Raw genomic sequence first — 634 nt, forward strand, 5'->3', positions numbered from 1 at the left:
GCCCAAGCTGCAGGTGCGTCCCCCGGTCGTCGTCCCGAATGCACCGCCGCCTCCGGTGACGCTGCCGATCGAGCCGACGAAGAAGGAAGACCGTGTCGAGTACCGGGGTCCCCCGGTCATCGTTCCCGGACCGCCTCCGCCTCCGGCGCCTCCGGCTCCGCCGCGGCCGTCGGTCGTGACGAACCCGAGCTGGGGTCGTCAGGTCGTTCCCGAGTATCCGGAACGCGCCGCGGCTCGTGGTATCGAGGGCATCTCGACGGTGCGGGTCAGCTGCGGCCTGCAGCCCAACGGCAGCCTTACGGATTGCCGGGTGCTGTCGGAAGATCCTCCGGGCATGGGCTTCGGCTCCGCCGCTCTCGCCGCCGCCCGTCGTTCGCGGGTGACGCCGGGTACGGTCGACGGCGCCGCCGTCGGCGCCCGGGTGGAATGGAACGTCCGCTTCCGTCCGCCCCCGCCGGAGTAATCCGTCGGATCAACCATACGACAGCGTCCCGGAGGTCCGCCTCCGGGGCGTTTTCGTCTGCGCCATGTCGATTATCGCGGCGGCTTGCTTGATCAGTCCCGACGGTCCCGCTAGAACCCGCCCTCGCGTCGCCCCATGCGGGCCTGCGCCGCCTTAGCTCAGTTGGTTAGA

General features: G+C 70.5%; 1 protein-coding gene. It reads left to right on the top strand.

The genetic code is table 11. The annotated features are described in order from the left end of the window. The coding region (locus B3E43_RS08245) for a TonB family protein (RefSeq protein WP_292028352.1) at positions 1 to 463 on the top strand (463 nt) is incomplete at its 5' end. Between the last annotated feature and the right edge of the window lie 171 nt (positions 464 to 634).

Origin of the sequence: Brevundimonas sp. UBA2416 (genome assembly GCF_002343105.1) — a bacterium.
In the GTDB taxonomy this organism is placed as follows: domain Bacteria; phylum Pseudomonadota; class Alphaproteobacteria; order Caulobacterales; family Caulobacteraceae; genus Brevundimonas.